The 12,921-nt window shown below is 71.4% G+C and carries 13 protein-coding genes and 1 tRNA gene; 7 read left to right on the top strand and 7 right to left on the bottom strand.

Annotated features, from left to right (window positions below):
* Nucleotides 1–56 precede the first annotated feature (56 nt).
* The 4 genes from AC4IJH_RS36295 to AC4IJH_RS36280 all read left to right on the top strand — a co-directional run bounded on the left by AC4IJH_RS36295 (nt 57) and on the right by AC4IJH_RS36280 (nt 5,325).
* On the top strand, nt 57–758 hold the full coding sequence (locus AC4IJH_RS36295) for a sensor domain-containing protein (protein ID WP_490856235.1): 702 nt from the start codon (nt 57–59) through the stop codon (nt 756–758).
* Nucleotides 759–1,081: 323 nt separating this feature from the next.
* Nucleotides 1,082–2,074, top strand: coding sequence for an AraC family transcriptional regulator (locus AC4IJH_RS36290; RefSeq protein WP_490856234.1), 993 nt, complete (start codon nt 1,082–1,084; stop codon nt 2,072–2,074).
* 563 nt (nt 2,075–2,637) lie between these two features.
* Nucleotides 2,638–4,155, top strand: coding sequence for an FG-GAP-like repeat-containing protein (locus tag AC4IJH_RS36285; protein WP_490856233.1), 1,518 nt, complete (start codon nt 2,638–2,640; stop codon nt 4,153–4,155).
* 210 nt (nt 4,156–4,365) lie between these two features.
* Nucleotides 4,366–5,325 carry a Yip1 family protein gene (locus AC4IJH_RS36280; protein ID WP_490856255.1) on the top strand — a complete coding sequence of 320 codons (960 nt, stop codon included), beginning with the start codon at nt 4,366–4,368 and terminating at the stop codon, nt 5,323–5,325.
* A gap of 119 nt (nt 5,326–5,444) precedes the next feature.
* Here the strand turns inward: AC4IJH_RS36280 and AC4IJH_RS36275 are convergent, their stop codons facing one another.
* The 4 genes from AC4IJH_RS36275 to AC4IJH_RS36260 form a co-directional block, all read right to left on the bottom strand.
* Nucleotides 5,445–6,977 carry a ricin-type beta-trefoil lectin domain protein gene (locus AC4IJH_RS36275; protein ID WP_490856232.1) on the bottom strand — a complete coding sequence of 511 codons (1,533 nt, stop codon included), beginning with the start codon at nt 6,975–6,977 and terminating at the stop codon, nt 5,445–5,447.
* Between the two features lie 163 nt (nt 6,978–7,140).
* Complete coding sequence (locus tag AC4IJH_RS36270; protein WP_490856231.1) at nt 7,141–7,638, bottom strand: phosphoribosyltransferase; 498 nt, start codon at nt 7,636–7,638, stop codon at nt 7,141–7,143.
* Between the two features lie 29 nt (nt 7,639–7,667).
* Nucleotides 7,668–8,243, bottom strand: a complete 576-nt coding sequence (gene dcd, locus AC4IJH_RS36265) for a dCTP deaminase (RefSeq protein ID WP_490856230.1) — start codon at nt 8,241–8,243, stop codon at nt 7,668–7,670.
* A gap of 100 nt (nt 8,244–8,343) precedes the next feature.
* The gene (locus tag AC4IJH_RS36260; RefSeq protein WP_490856229.1) at nt 8,344–8,502 is read right to left on the bottom strand and encodes a hypothetical protein; all 159 of its coding nucleotides are present in this window, start codon (nt 8,500–8,502) and stop codon (nt 8,344–8,346) included.
* Between the two features lie 247 nt (nt 8,503–8,749).
* On the opposite strand from AC4IJH_RS36260, the gene AC4IJH_RS36255 reads away from it, so the two are divergent.
* The 3 genes from AC4IJH_RS36255 to AC4IJH_RS36245 all read left to right on the top strand — a co-directional run bounded on the left by AC4IJH_RS36255 (nt 8,750) and on the right by AC4IJH_RS36245 (nt 9,910).
* A tRNA-Gly gene (locus AC4IJH_RS36255) sits at nt 8,750–8,823 on the top strand.
* 118 nt (nt 8,824–8,941) lie between these two features.
* Nucleotides 8,942–9,514: a hypothetical protein gene (locus tag AC4IJH_RS36250; RefSeq protein WP_490856228.1), complete on the top strand. Its 573-nt coding sequence runs from the start codon at nt 8,942–8,944 to the stop codon at nt 9,512–9,514.
* Nucleotides 9,515–9,553: 39 nt separating this feature from the next.
* Entirely contained in the window at nt 9,554–9,910 is a 357-nt protein-coding gene (locus tag AC4IJH_RS36245) for a zinc ribbon domain-containing protein YjdM (protein ID WP_490856227.1), read from the top strand.
* Nucleotides 9,911–9,934: 24 nt separating this feature from the next.
* Here the strand turns inward: AC4IJH_RS36245 and AC4IJH_RS36240 are convergent, their stop codons facing one another.
* From AC4IJH_RS36240 to AC4IJH_RS36230, 3 genes are all read right to left on the bottom strand, one after another.
* Nucleotides 9,935–10,327, bottom strand: a complete 393-nt coding sequence (locus tag AC4IJH_RS36240) for a hypothetical protein (protein ID WP_490856226.1) — start codon at nt 10,325–10,327, stop codon at nt 9,935–9,937.
* 4 nt (nt 10,328–10,331) lie between these two features.
* The gene (locus AC4IJH_RS36235) at nt 10,332–10,544 is read right to left on the bottom strand and encodes a hypothetical protein (RefSeq protein WP_490856225.1); all 213 of its coding nucleotides are present in this window, start codon (nt 10,542–10,544) and stop codon (nt 10,332–10,334) included.
* A 257-nt stretch (nt 10,545–10,801) separates the two neighbouring features.
* Nucleotides 10,802–12,921: ALF repeat-containing protein (locus AC4IJH_RS36230; RefSeq protein ID WP_490856224.1), on the bottom strand; the 2,120-nt coding region annotated here is incomplete at its 5' end.

Below are 12,921 nucleotides of genomic sequence, written 5' to 3'. Positions count from 1 at the left end.
AGGCGAGGAACGGCGGGCGCGCCCCGCACGCAACACCAGTCCGAGGGGGACGGATCATGGCCGACCACACCATGGCGACAACGACGGCACGAGCGAACGGCGCGGCACACCGCCCCGGTCTGCGAGCCGGCCTCCTCGCCCCCTGGCGCGGCCTGGCCCTTCTGGGCACCGGCCTGCTCGCCGCCCTCGTGTCCTGGCTGCTCCTCGTGGCGATGAGCCTGACCCTCCTCTGGGTCGGCTTCGCCCTCGTCCCCGTCCTGGCCCAGGCCCTGCGCTCCCTGGCCGACCGCCAGCTCACCCTCGGCCACCGCTGGTCCGGCGTCCCGCACGCCGCTTCGCGCACCGCCGCCGAGGAGGCCGACGGCATCGGCACCGCGGCCGGTGCGGCCCCGGCCGAGCGCTCGGGCGCGAAGGGCATACCCGCCTCCTGGCGGCGCACCCTCCGCCTCCTCGGCCGCGCCTCGACCTGGCGCGACGTGGCCTGGGCCCACGCGGCCGTGACCGTCACCGGCCTCCTCGCGCTGCTCCCCTTCGCGCTGCTGGCACACGGCGTCTTCGGCCTCGTCCTGCCGTTCGTCTGGGAGCCGGTGGTCTCCGCCTGGGACGGCAGCTGGTACCTGTTCGTCCCGCTCAACGACCTCACCACGGCCCGTATCGCGGCCGGACTGGGTGTACTGGAAATCGTGGCCACCCTCTGGGCGGGCCCGTACCTCCTGCGCGCCCAGGCCCGGATATCCCGGTCGCTGCTGGCGCGCTAGACGCTCCGCGGGACGCGCGGCCATGAACCTGCCGGCCGGTGGGGGCTGGTCGCGCCCACGCGGCGGAGCCGCACACCGACGCGGCTGCGCGCCCCTCAGGCTCCGCCGCGAAGATTTACCGGCGCGCAATCTGGCCGTGTGCGAACGGCGGGGTCATTCTGCGAATGTGGGCGGACGGCACCTTCGTCCTGCCACGGGCGCTGTTCACGGGGGTTGGGGCGCATGGGTACCCGCAAGCCCGCATATCCTGTGGTCGGGCGGCCGGTTGGGGAGGACCACTCGTCCCGGAGGCCCGCTCGGCGCAGGAGAGGAGCTTCCTGGAGATGGGTGCGTACGACGGCCCCGCCCCCGCCCCGCTGATCTTCCGTTCCTCGGATCTGGACGAGGCGCGGATGGCGATCGACCAGACCTACTACACCAACTTCATCGACCGCCTCGGCCCGGCCGAGAGTCTCGACGCGCGGTTCGACGTCGTCAGCCTGGGGCCGCTGACCATCGGCGACATGACCTTCGGTACGGACGTGCGAATGCGGCTGGGTGATCTCGGGGCGTACCACGTGGACATCCCCCTCTCGGGGAATCTGTCCTGGCGCCAGGGCTCGGGCGATCCGCGTCTGGCCACCCCCTCGCGGGCCGCGGTGTTCCGACCGGAGGGCACCACGGCCCTGGATCTCTGGAGCGCCGACTGCCGGCTCCTGGCCGTGAAGATCGACCAGGTGGCGCTGGAGCTCCACCTGGAGCGGCTGCTCGGCCGGCCGGTGCGCAAGCCGCTGCCGCTCGCCCCGGACTTCGACATCTCCCAGGGTTCCGGGAGCAGTTGGGCCCGGATGCTCACGACGGTCGTCCGCGACATGCAGGAGGGCGGCGGGCTGCTGCTGCATCCGCTGGTGGCAGGGCGCTTCCAGGAGGCGCTGCTCAGCGGCCTGCTGCTCACCGCCGGGCACCCCTACAGCGAGGAACTCGCCCAGCCCGCACCGTCGTTGCGGCCGACCCCGGTCAAGCGCGTCATGGACGCCATCCACGAACGCCCCGAGCACCCCTTCACCACCGCCGAACTGGCCGAGATCGGCCGGGTCGGTGTGCGCTGGCTCCAGGAGGGCTTCCGCCGGCACGTAGGAGTCTCGCCGATGGCCTACCTCCGCGACGTACGGCTGTGCCGCGTACGCGACGACCTCCAGAACGCCGAGCCGGGCGAACTCAGCGTCAGCGAGGCCGCCTACCGCTGGGGTTTCGTCCACCCCGGCCGCTTCGCGAGCAGCTACCGCGCCCGCTTCGGCGAACCCCCGTCCCAGACCCTGCACACCCCCCGCCCCTGACCCGCCCCGCACGCCAGTACTTCCGCGTCCCTCCACACCCTCCCGGCGTTCCCCGTCGCACCGCGACGGCGGCAACGCCGGGGAATCGACCTACAGTTCACAGCGTGTTTCGGACAATCGCTGCGCAGAGTGGATCACGCTCTTGAAGCGTCGGGGCTACCCTCTCTAACCGGGGCCGAATCCGCCTCGCCGGCGCGCCTGTGAGTGCGGACGGCGACACTCACCGGCCGGTCCCCCAGGGCGCCGACCGGGTTTCCCCCGTACATCCGGTCGGCCCCTTTGAAGTCCGTGGCGCGTCGGGCAGCTCTGACCCGGCGCCCCGCGGCGCCCCTCCCCTGCGCGGCCGCCGACGCGCCGTCCTCGCGCCCTCGACGCGCCACAGAAGACACACCACCCCCGCACAACCCTCCCGCGCCCTCGCAGGTCTCCTGTAGGTCAACTGCCGCTCCCGTACCGGGACATGACGCCCGGCCACGCAACGGCCCCGGGCCATCGGCGGCGGTCGGCTCCCATTCGGCCGGTGATGCCGTCGCCGCATCCCGTTACGCAGCAGGAGAGTCCGCGTGCCCCAGCACTTCCGTACGGCCCTGGTCGGCGCCACCGCGGCGGCCCTGACCGGCGGCCTGCTCACCCTCGCCACGAGTCCCGCCACGGCGAGCCCCGCCACGGCCACCGGTGCCACGGCAACCGCCCCGGCCATCACCGCCCCCGCCACCCCGGGCGCCGACTTCAACGGCGACGGCTACCGCGATCTGGCCGTCTCCGCGCCCGAGGCCACCGTCGACGGCCGGCAGCGGGCCGGCGCGATCACCGTCCTGTACGGCTCCCCCACCGGCATCTCCGCGTCCCGTACCGCCACCCTCAGCCAGAACTCCCCGGGCATCCCCGGCGCCGCCGAGGCCGACGACCGGTTCGGCTGGGCCACGGCCACCGGCGACTTCGACGCCGACGGCTATGCCGACCTGGCGGTCTCCGCCCCGTACGAGGACGTCGGCAGCGACGCGGACGGAGGCACCGTACAGATCCTGTGGGGCTCCCCGAGCGGCCTGGCGGCGGGCGGCGCCGGCGCGACCCTCGCCGACCCCGCCCCCTTTGGGCACGACCGCTTCGGCGCGGCACTGGCCGCGGGCGACTTCGACGGCGACGGCAGGACCGACCTCGCCGTCGGCAGTGACTCCTCGGCCGTGCGCATCGCCCGGCAAGGCATCTCCAAGTCCGGTGCGCCAGGCGCCGGTTCGTCCGTCCCCGTACCCGTTCTGGGCACCGGCAGCAACGGCGTCACCGGCCTCACCGCGGGCGACATGACCGGCGACGGCCGCTCCGACCTCATCGTCAACGGCTACAGCGACACCCCCCACAACGGCCGCCACTACAACGCCAATCACTTCCTTCCCGGGGGTCCCGACGGCCCCGTGGGCGGCAGCGCCGTCAAGCGTCTCCCGGCCGGCATCAGCTCCGCCGTCGGCGACATCGACGGCGACGGCTTCGGCGACCTGGTCTCCGGCCTGCCCTGGGACGGCACCGTCCCCGGCTCCTCCAAGGGCGGCCGGGTCAACGTCTTCTTCGGCTCCGCGGGAGGCCCCGCGCACCGCCCCGCCGCCATCACCCAGGAGTCCGGCGCCATCCCGGGCAGCTCCGAGACGGACGACAGGTTCGGCTACGAGATCGCCCTCGGTGACATCGACGGCGACGGCAGGCAGGACCTGGCCATCGGCGCGGCGGGCGAGGACCTGGACGGCGTGGCCAACGCCGGATCGGTCACCGTCCTGCGCGGCTCCCCCTCCGGCGTCGAGTTCGAGCGCGGCGTCCAGTACGTCCACCAGGGCACCCCCGGCGTCCCCGGCGAGAACGAGCAGGACGACCACTTCGGCGGCGAGGCCCTCCTCGGCGACCTGAACGGCGACGGGAAGGCGGACCTGGGCACCGGGTCCATCTACGAGAACGCGGGCGACGGGGCGTTCGTCTCCCTCCTCTCGGACGGCACCCGCACCGGCGCGGCGGGCGCCCGCGCGCTGTCCCCGTCCGACGTGGGCGTCTCGACCGCGGGCGCCCCGCAGTTCGGCTCCGTCGCCGTCGGCTGACGCCCGCGCGTACCACCCGTGCGGGCCTTTTCCGCGCCCGGCGGCGCCGGCGCGGGCCAAACCCCCGCCAGGCACGAATTCCCCCAGAAATCCCCCCGCAGCCTCCCCTAGGGGATGTCACAGCTCGGCAGCAAAGCCGGGCCCGTTGAGGCGGGCCCGGCACCGAGGCCGCAGGGACCAGGTACGTTCGATTGCGTGGCTGGATTCAGGATGGGTCGCGGACGGGATGCCCGGTCCGCGCAACAAGGGCAGCAGGGGCAGCAGGCGCCGTACGGACAGCAGGGACCGTACGGGCAGCAGCCCCCGCCTCCGCACGGGCAGTGGCAGCAGCAACAGCAGCCGTACGCAGGGCAGGCCCCGGCGCACGGCGAGCCCGAGTACTTCGGTGACGGCGGCTATCAGGCGCCGCCCCCGTCGTACGCCCCGTACGCCGACAACGACAACCCGGGCCACACCCAGCAGTTCAGCGTCGGCGAGGCGGACGCGTACTACGGCCCGCAGGGCTCCTACGGCAACGGGCCGGGCGGCCACGGCGGCCCCCCGGTCCCGCCCGGCCCTCCTGGCGACAACGGCCAGTACGCCGACGGCGGCACCTACCGCGCGGGCCAGACCACGGCCCCGCCCGCGGGCCCCCGGCTGCCCTGGAAGGACCTGCTGACCGGCATCGTGCTGCGCCCGTCGGCCACCTTCTGGCAGATGCGCGACCACGCGGTCTGGGGCCCGGCCCTGATCGTCACCTTCGTCTACGGCCTGCTCGCGGTCTTCGGCTTCGACAAGGCCCGCGCGGATGTGCTGAACGCCACGCTCTCCAACAGCATCCCGTGGGTGCTGATCACCGCCGTGATGTTCATCGTCGGCTCGCTGATCCTGGGCGCGGTCACCCACACCCTGGCCCGCCAGCTCGGCGGCGACGGGGCCTGGGCCCCGACCATCGGCCTGTCCATGCTGATCATGGCGATCTCGGACACCCCGCGGCTGCTGTTCGCGATGTTCCTGGGCGGCGACAGCCCCGTCGTCCAGGTCCTGGGCTGGCTCACCTGGCTCGCCGCCGGCTTCCTGTTCACCTCCATGGTGAGCAAGTCGCACGACCTGCCCTGGCCCAAGGCACTGGGCGCCTCGGCCATCCAGCTGGTCGCGATCCTGGCGCTGGTCAAGCTGGGCACGCTCTGAGCGCCCCCGCGCCCCAATAAGGGGCGCGGGGAACTGCGCGACCAGCCCCCGCCGGCCCGCGGTTTCAGCGCCGGCGCAGCGCAAGGCCCCACTCCGCGAAACGGAGTGGGGCCTTTGGCTTACACGAACCGCTGGCTCGCCGACCCGTCACACTTCTGCAGCCGCACCGCGTCCTTGGCCGAGCCCAGGGTCAGGCACAGCGCGGGTGCGGCGGCCGGCTTGAGGGCCGCGCCGTCCCTGACGAACCGCTGGTTGACCGCGCCCGAGCAGTTCCACAGCACCAGCCCGGTGCCCGGCTCGTACTTCGCGCCCGGCACGTCCAGACACCGGTCCTGCGTCAGCTCCACATGCACCGAGCCCCGCTGGGGGTCCTGCCACCAGCCCTGGTTGCGCTGCCCGTGGCAGTCCCAGCCGCCGACCGCGGTGCCGTTGCGGCTGCTGCCCGCCGTGGCGTCCACACAGGTGCCGGTGGCGGCGTTGCGCAGCGGCCGGAACTTGTCGTCCCAGGCGCCCGCGTACAGCGTGGCCTGCCCGGTGCTCGCCGGGTCGGCGCAGGAGGCCTCGCGCGCGCCGGACGCGTACAGCTGCGTCAGGCAGGAGGCGAAGGCGCCGTGGCCGCGCGCGTTGGGGTGGAAGGACTGCCGTACGGAGTTGGCGTCCGGCGGGAAGGGGTTGGAGAGGTTCACGTACAGCCCGCGCGCCCAGGTGTTGTCCATGCACACCTCGTGGCCGTGGAAGAGCCGCGAGTTGTCCAGGTAGACGGCGCCGGAGTTGGCCGCGGCCCGGCGCATGCCCTTCTCGAAGGAGGCCACGGCGGAGTTGCGCGCCCAGCCCGCGTCGGAGGTGTAGCCGGTGCAGCCGCCCGGCAGCTTCCCGGGGAAGTCGGGGTTGTCCTCGATGTCCGGGCCGATGGGGCTGGGGTAGCCCATGACCACCAGCCGGTAGTCGCCGTCCGCGTAGCCCGCGTCCCGCATCACGGTCCGCAGGTCCGCCACGGTCGCCTCGACCTTGGGCACCAGGGAGTCGACCCGGGCCTGCCAGGTCGGCGCGTACTTGGGCTCGCAGGCCCCCTGCAACAGGAACCAGCGCGTCACACAGTCCGTGATCACCGGCCCGAACTGCAGGTCGTCGTTGGCCCCGGCCACCAGCAGCACCATCTTCAGCCGGGTGTTGCGGGCCTTGATCGCCAGGCTGTCGCTCTGCACCAGCTCGTCGGCGTACTGCTTGGTGCCGCCGATCCTGATGTTCCCGGTGTACGCGCCCGAGCAGGCGACGTTGTACGTGACGTCGGCGCCGATCCCCGTGCGGTGGATGGCCGCGTCGGGCGAGCGGTGGCACCAGTTGCCCGGCCCGTCCGTCCCCGGCTCGTACGTGCCCACGCCCTCGCCGGAGATCTCGCTGTCGCCCAGCGAGATCAGCGAGGTCTTGCGCTGGGCCATGGGCCGCTCGGCCGCGTCCCCGTAGAGCTTGACGGCCTCCGCCGCCCGTATCTTCTCCAGTTCCGGCGACAGCGGCTTGCTGCTCACGCCGGCCGCCGCATCGGCGGGGGCGGCCGCGGCGCTTGGCGCACCGATCCCGCCGATCCCGCCGAGCGCCACCACCGCCGCCGACACAACGGCCGTCACCAGCCGCCGCGATCTCGCACGCGCCATTGGGGCTCCCCTCCGGTCTGCTGTTTCCGCCGGTTTCTACTCGGAAGTAGCCACCTGCGGAACAGCCGGAACGGGATTGGCCAAAAGAATCGGCCGCCCGGTAAACACCGGACGGCCCTTCTCTCCTGCTGTACCGCTCTACAGCGCTACAGCTCTACTGCCCTCAGGCGTCCAGGACTTGACCGTCCCGGCGCACGACGGGCGGCTCGACGCTCCACGGGAAGTTGATCCACTCGTCGGTGCGCTTCCACACGTACTCGCACTTCACCAGCGAGTGCGACTTCTCATAGATCACCGCGCTGCGCACCTCGGCGACCGTGCCCAGGCAGAAGTCGTGCACCAGCTTCAGCGTCTTGCCGGTGTCGGCGACATCGTCGGCGATCAGCACCTTCTTGTCGGAGAAGTCGATCGCGTTGGGCACCGGCGCGAGCATCACCGGCATCTCCAGGGTGGTCCCCACGCCGGTGTAGAACTCCACGTTCACCAGGTGGATGTTCTTGCAGTCCAGCGCGTACGCCAGGCCGCCCGCGACGAAGACCCCGCCGCGCGCGATGGACAGCACGATGTCGGGCTCGTAGCCGTCATCGGCGATCGTCTGCGCCAGCTCGCGGATCGCACCGCCGAAGCGCTCGTACGTCAGGTTCTCGCGCACGTCACTCACGTTGTAACTCTTGCTCTCTCTGGGATCTCTCAGACCTGCGTCCGATGGAAGTTCATGAACGACCGCGAGGGCGTCGGGCCGCGCTGCCCCTGGTAGCGGGAGCCGTACTGCGCGGAGCCGTAGGGGTGCTCGGCCGGCGAGGTCAGCCGGAACATGCACAACTGCCCGATCTTCATGCCCGGCCAGAGCTTGATCGGCAGGGTCGCCACATTGCTCAGCTCCAGCGTGACATGCCCGCTGAAGCCCGGGTCGATGAAGCCGGCCGTGGAGTGCGTCAGCAGCCCCAGCCGTCCCAGCGAGCTCTTGCCCTCCAGGCGCGAGGCGATGTCGTCGGGCAGCGTGATGACCTCGTACGTCGAGGCCAGCACGAACTCGCCCGGATGCAGGATGAACGCCTCGTCCCCCTCCGGCACGACCTCACGGGTGAGGTCCGCCTGCTCGACCGCGGGGTCGATGTGGGGGTAACGGTGGTTCTCGAACACCCGGAAGTAGCGGTCCAGCCGCACATCGATGCTCGACGGCTGCACCATCGACTCGTCGTAGGGATCGATGCGGACCCGGCCCGCGTCGATCTCGGTCCGAATGTCCTTGTCTGAGAGAAGCACGCCACGAGGATACGCGCCCGAACCCCCCGTCGACGCACGAAGAGGGCCCGGCCCCATCAGGACCGGACCCTCACACTCCGCTCTACCGCAGTCTCTGCCGCTATCGCTTCTGAAGCTCCACCGGCACCGAGTGACGCAGCCGCGCGCAGCGCGGGCAGCGCAGCAGGCGGCCGGGTCCGAGCCGGTCAGTGGTCTGCATCGGGAACGAAGCGGTGCTGAACACGTGCCCTTCGGCACAACGTACGACGGTGCGCTCCATCAGAGTCCCTCTCCCAAGTGCTTGGTCATCCAAAAGCCACATTAGGGGATGAACTGGGCGCACCCGCACGCGGCACTCCGGCGGCACTCCGGTCACCAACCGTACGCCCCAACTCCCGCCACCCGCACCCGCATCCACCCCCGCCCCGCCCGCCCACAACGAACAGGCCTCACGGTCAAATGCACCGGAGGCCAGGCATGGGGTACAGTGTGCGACGATGCACCGCTCCTCCAAACGAGCGGTCTTCGCGGGTGTAGTTTAATGGTAGAACATGAGCTTCCCAAGCTCAGAGCGCGGGTTCGATTCCCGTCACCCGCTCCATGTTTGAGCCCCGGGTCAGCGACCTGGGGCTTGTTTGTTACCTGGGCACGGTGAGCGCACGGTGGGTGGCTGCGGTGGTCTTCGGCGGCCTGACCGATGTGACGAGACGGGACACCGCATGACGCTCTCCTTCACCCGCCACCCCGACGCCAAGCGCTACGAACTGCGCCCCCGGGGGGCCGCCCCCGTCCACGTCCGCCGTGGTGCCCCCGTCGGCCGCCCCCTCCCCGAGGGGTGCAAGCCGCGCTTCACGCTCGCCGCCGACCCGGCCGGTGCCATGCCGCTCGCCGTGGTCGTCCGGGCGGGCGGCCGCCTCGTCGTGCTCACCCCGGAGTACGAGCCGCTGGCCGAACTGCGCCTGCCGCCGCGGAAGAAGAGGTGGCGGCCCGCGTACGAGATCCACCTGCCCGACGGGACGGTGCTGCGCGGGCGGGAGGGGACGGTGCCGTCGCTGCTCCTGTTTCTGGCGCTGCTGCCGTTCGCCCTGCTGTACTTGGTCGCCCTGGTGGTCTCCGACTTCCCCGCCGGCTCCACCAGGGCCGTGCTGCGGACAGCCTGGAAGCGGCCGGGTGAGTTCTTCGGCCGGGCGGCCCTGACCGAGTCCGCCCGCGGGCGGCTCCGGGTCCGGGGGGACGGGCTCGACCACCGGGTGGCGTACGCGCAGGCGGTGGCGAAGTACTGGGAGCGGTGACCCGCCGGGAAGGCCGCCGGGCGGAAATACACTTCTGCGGTGACAGAGAAACTTCCCCCTTGCCCCGAATGCTCCGGCGCTTACGCCTACGAGATGGGCGCGCTGCTGGTCTGCCCGGAATGCGGGCACGAGTGGTCGGCCGGTGCCGCCACCGAATCCGGCGGCGGCATCGAGGAGAGGGCCGTCAAGGATGCGGTCGGCAATGTGCTCGCCGACGGTGACACCGTGACGGTCGTCAAGAGCCTGAAGGTCAAGGGCAGCCCGACCGGGATCAAGGCGGGCACCAAGGTGCGCAACATCCGCCTCGTGGACGGCGTGGACGGCCACGACATCGACTGCAAGGTCGACGGTTTGGGGTCCATGCAGCTCAAGTCCAGCGTGGTCAAGAAGGTCTGATCCGACCGGGGGCACGGCGGCGCATCACGGGTTGTGCTCGGGGGTGGTGTCGTAGGTGTGCAGGCGGGTGCCGTCCGGGCCGTAGACGTTGAGGAGGTAGCCCCGGGGGAAGGCGGCGCCTTCTCGGGACAGGAAGGACGTCAACTTGGTGGCGAAGGCGTCGAAATCGTCGTAGCCGGACTTCTTGCGGGTCCAGACGGTCAGGGCGGGGACGCCTTTTTGGTTCTTCTCCTGACGGATGCCCTGGACGTCGGTGTCGCCGCCGGACTTGCGGTAGCGCGCGGCCAGTTCCGATTCCGGCTGGAGCGGGGTCGCGGTGGTGGTCGGCGGGCCTGTCGGGGCCGCGTTGTCGTGCGTACCGCATCCCGTCAGGACAACGGCGGCGGCGAGGAAGGCGAGGGGCAGGGTTCGTCTCATCACTTCAGCCCCAGTTCAGCCAGGCCCACAGGAGGAACGCCACGACGAATGCCGTGGACAGCTGCACCGTCAGCCTCTTGTTCGCCGGGGCCGCCTTGGCGGCTGACGTACCCAGCGGGTCCTCGCCCTGCTTCACCGCTATGCGCATGTCCTCCCGGCGCCCTACGACACCGAGAGTCAACGCGAGGATCACCGTGGAATAGGTGGAGATCAGCATTACGGAATCGTGGTTCCGCAGCGCTCCGAGCGCAGGCAGGAAAACCATTCCAAGGACCGGAATCAGGGCAGTTTGGTACCTGGACTTAGGCGTTGGAAGCATGGGCATCCAAACGGCGAAGAAGAGTGCCGTCGTGACAACGGCTATGACCCACCAGGCGCTTTCAGGTATATGAGGGGCGTTCAACATGCATGCTCTCTCTTACCACTGTGGGGCCTGCGAACAGGCCCCACAGTTAAGCTATTCGCAGATGTCAGTTAACCAAACAAGCCAGTGACGCCCGAATAGATCGATCCGGCGGCGTCACCGAAGAACTCCTTGGCCTTCGTGGCCCCCGACTTCACCAGTCCGGCACCCTTCGAGACCGCGTCCTTGAATTTACCACCCACGAAGCCAACGGTGGTACCGACCGCGGACTGCCAGAATTCGCCGCTGGTGAATCCGTAGGCGACGCCGGTGAAGATGCTGCTGCCGACGCCCGTGATAAGGGACACGCCGCCCAGGAAGGCGCTGACGCCCTGCGCGACGCCCGGGGCCGGAATCAGGTTCGCGGCCGCCGCGCCCCAGCCGGTCCAGGTGCTGACCTCACTCAGGAAATTGGCGCCCTTGCACCAGCCCTCTTTGCCTGCCGGGCAGCCGCCGCCGGAATTGCCCTTGTCATTGTTGCTGTCGGGCAGCTCGACCTTGTCGTTCTTGGCGTCGTTCTCGGGCCGCTGCTTCTGCTTCGCGGCCTCCTCGGCCTTCTTGCGCGCGGCCTCCGCGGCCGCACGCTGCTCGGCCACGCGCTTCTCCTGGGCGATCTGCCTGGCCTCGCTGGCCGCCGCGCGCGCGGCGGCCGCGTCCTTGCCGGCCTGGACGGCGGCCGCCCTGGCACGGCTTGCCGACGTCTGGGCGCTGGCCGCGGAGGCCACCGCCTGCTGCGCGGAGCGGGTGGCCTGGGTGGCCGAGTAGTTGGCCTGGCGGGCGGCGACCTGAGCCTTGGAGGCCGCGGCCTTGGCCTTCTTGGCGGAGGCGGCCGCGTCGGCGGCCGACTTGTCGGCCTGGTTGGCGAACTCGTTCGCGCGGGCGGCATGGCCCTGGGCCTCATCCGCCTTGGCCTTGGCCTTCTTGGCGTGGCCCTTGGCCTCGTCGGCCTTGCCCTGGGCGTGGGCCGCGGCCTCGGAGGCGGTCTCGGCGTTCCCGTACGCCGTGGCCGTGGCCTTGGCCGCGATGCTGATCTGGGCCTGGACCGCTGCGGCGTGGGCCGCGGCGTCCTGGTCCGCCTGGGCGGCGCGGTACTGGGCGCGCTCGACGAAGACGCGGCGCATGGTGTCGGTGCCCTCAAGGGCGACCTGCGCGGCGGCCTTCATGGTCGGGCCGCCCTGTTCCAGCTGCCGCAGCGCCTGGAAGCGGTCGTCCTCGGCGCGCGCCTTGGCGTAGCCCTCGGTCAGGAAGGAGTGCAGCGCCTGGGTGGAGCCGTCGTTGAGCGCCTTGGTCGCGGCCTCCTTCACGGCCTTGTCCGCGTCATTGATGATCTTCAGGATCTGGAAGCGGTACTCCTCCTTCTGCCCCTCGAAGGCGCCCTTGGTCAAGAACGCCTGTACCTCGGCGGGGCCCTTGGCGAGCGCGGCCTCGGCGGCCTCGGCCGTCTTGGGCGTACCGATCTGGCTGAAGAAGACGGCCTTTTCGCGGTCGTCCTGGTGCTCGGCGCCGACCCGGTCCTGCTTGATCCAGGCCTTCACGTCGTCGTCGGAGCCCGACAGGGCGTCCTCGGCCGCCGCGCGGGTCCAGGTGCCCTGGCTCGACAGCAGGTTGACGGCCGCCTGGCGGGCCGTCTTCACGGCGCTCTGGTCGTCCTTGCCCAGCTTCTCGCCGGCCTCGGAGAGCAGCTGCTTGGTCTCCTTGTCCGTCTGGGACGCCTGCGTCTGCTCCTTGGAGACGACCGACTTCATGTCGTCCTCGAGGTTCTTGGCACCGCGCGCCTGCTCGAGGGACGCGGTGAGGTCCTCCTCCAGCATCTTCTTCTCGGCCTCGCGGGCGACCTTGAAGACCGAGTCGGCCTGCTTGGTCGCGTCGTCCGCCGTCTTGGCGGCGTTCAGTGCCGCGGTGGCGTGCGTCTTGGCCTTGTTGGCCGCGTCCTGGGCCTTGCCCGCCTCGGCCGCGGCCTTGTCGGCGGCCTTGGCCGCGGCGTCCGCGTGGGCGGCCGCGTCGTTGGCGGCCTTGTGGGTCGCACGGGCGGCAGCGGCCGCCTGGCCCGACAGGGACACCGCGCTGCCGGCCGCGCTCGTCGCACGGTTGGCCTCCGCGCGGGCGGTGGCCGCCGCGCGCCGGGCGTGGGCCGCCTCGGCCTTGGCGACACCGGCGTTGGCGCTGGACTGCGCGGCGGCCTCGGCCGCGG

The organism is Streptomyces sp. UF-297, from assembly GCF_058245575.1.
Note: the sequence above shows the minus strand (reverse complement) of the source record. Positions and strands in the feature narration are given on the sequence as shown.